The organism is Stenotrophomonas sp. P5_B8 (assembly GCF_054049855.1).
The window spans coordinates 1-1,709 of record NZ_JBFULO010000615.1; the positions used below are offsets into that span (position 1 = coordinate 1).

The following is a 1,709-nucleotide window of genomic DNA, read 5'->3' on the forward strand; positions in this document are numbered from 1 at the left end:
GGCCCTGACCCTGCAGCCCGCCGATGCCGGGGCGCTGCAGCTTTCCGTCGGCAGCGTGCAGGTACCGGCCGACCAGGCCGACGCCGAGCTGTGGCTGGACAACCCCGATCCGGCGCCGTGGTCCGGCCAGGCCCGGCTGTACCGCTGGGAACAACACGAAGACGCCGAGCAGCTGCAGACGGCCGAGGACGTGGCACTGAGCCCATCGATACTGGAGATCCCGCCGGGACAGCGGCAGCGCCTGCGGGTGGTCCGGCTCGGTGCCGCGCCGGCGCAGGTCCAGCAGGCCTATCGCCTGGTGATCACGCCGGATCCGGCGCTGCCGGCGGCGACCGCGCCACGCTACTCGCTGCCGGTGTTCCTTGATCCACCCGCCGCGCCCGAGGTAGCGTCGATGCTGCAGATCCGGGTGCGGCCGGGCCCGTCAGCGCAACTGCAGCTTTACAATGGCGGCCCGCGCCACGCCCATCTGGCCGACCTGGTGTTCATCGACAGCCACGGCACCCGCCAGGTTGTGATCGCCGGGCTGGCCGGCTATGTACTGCCCTACCAGCGGCGCACCTGGACGCTCCCGGCGCGTCCGGACCACTACGCCGCCGGCCGGTTCCGGGCCCGCCTGGACCATGCGGCCGAGGCCGATCTGCCCGACCTGCCCCCGGAGATTGCAGCCTCGACGCGCAGCGGGCTATAATCGACCGGATCTCCCGCCTCGTTCGATGCGGGGAACCGTCAACACCGGACGTCACCGGTGAATCCACACCTGCCGCCCATATCCGTGCCGGGGTGCTCCGCAAGGAGTTCGGTCACGGAAGCGACAGGGAAGCCAAACCCCGGAACCACCCGCCTTGCGGCGGACCGCCCAACTATTATCCGTGGCGGCCGGTTCCCTATCAGGAGTTACTGCAATGCCCCAGGTCACCATGCGTCAGATGCTGGAAGCCGGCGTCCATTTCGGCCACCAGACCCGTTACTGGAACCCCAAGATGGGCCAGTACATCTTCGGCGCCCGCGGCAAGATCCACATCATCAACCTGGAAAAGACCGTTCCGCTCTTCAATGACGCGATGAACTTCATTTCCAGCGTCGCGCAGAAGCGCGGCACCATCCTGTTCCTGGGCACCAAGCGCAGCGCCCGCGAGTCGATCCGCGAAGAAGCCGAGCGTTGCGGCATGCCCTTCATGAACCAGCGTTGGCTGGGCGGCACCCTGACCAACTTCCGTACCGTGAAGCAGTCGGTTGCCCGCCTGAAGGAACTGGAAGCCGGCGAAACCGACGGCAGCTTCGAGAAGCTGGTCAAGCACGAAGTGCTGGGCCTGCGTCGCGAGCGTGACAAGCTGGAAGCCTCGCTGGGCGGCATCAAGGACATGAACCGTCTGCCGGACGCGATCTTCGTCATCGACATCGGCCATGAAGACATCGCCATCAAGGAAGCCAAGAAGCTCGGCATCCCGGTGATCGCCGTGGTCGACACCAACTACAACCCGGAGCTGGTGGATTACGCGATCCCGGGCAACGACGACGCCATCCGCGCTGTGCAGCTGTACGCCCGCGCTGCTGCCGACGCCGTGCTGGAAGGCAAGGCTGCTGCGCCGCACGCCGCCACCGTCCGTGAAGAAGAGTTCGCCGACGCTGCTGCCAGCGAAGAAGCCAAGCCGGCCCGCCGCGCTCCGGCCAAGAAGGCCGCTGCTCCGGCTGCTGCTGCCCCTGTC

General features: G+C 67.5%; 2 protein-coding genes. Both read left to right on the top strand.

Annotation, left to right across the window (positions count from 1 at the left end; genetic code table 11):
- Nucleotides 1-691 (top strand): fimbrial biogenesis chaperone (locus ACXJKH_RS19980; RefSeq protein WP_457321972.1); only part of this gene is annotated, 691 nt, incomplete at its 5' end.
- Nucleotides 692-905: 214 nt separating this feature from the next.
- A partial coding sequence (gene rpsB / locus ACXJKH_RS19985; RefSeq protein ID WP_457321973.1) for a 30S ribosomal protein S2 occupies nt 906-1,709 on the top strand: 804 nt, incomplete at its 3' end.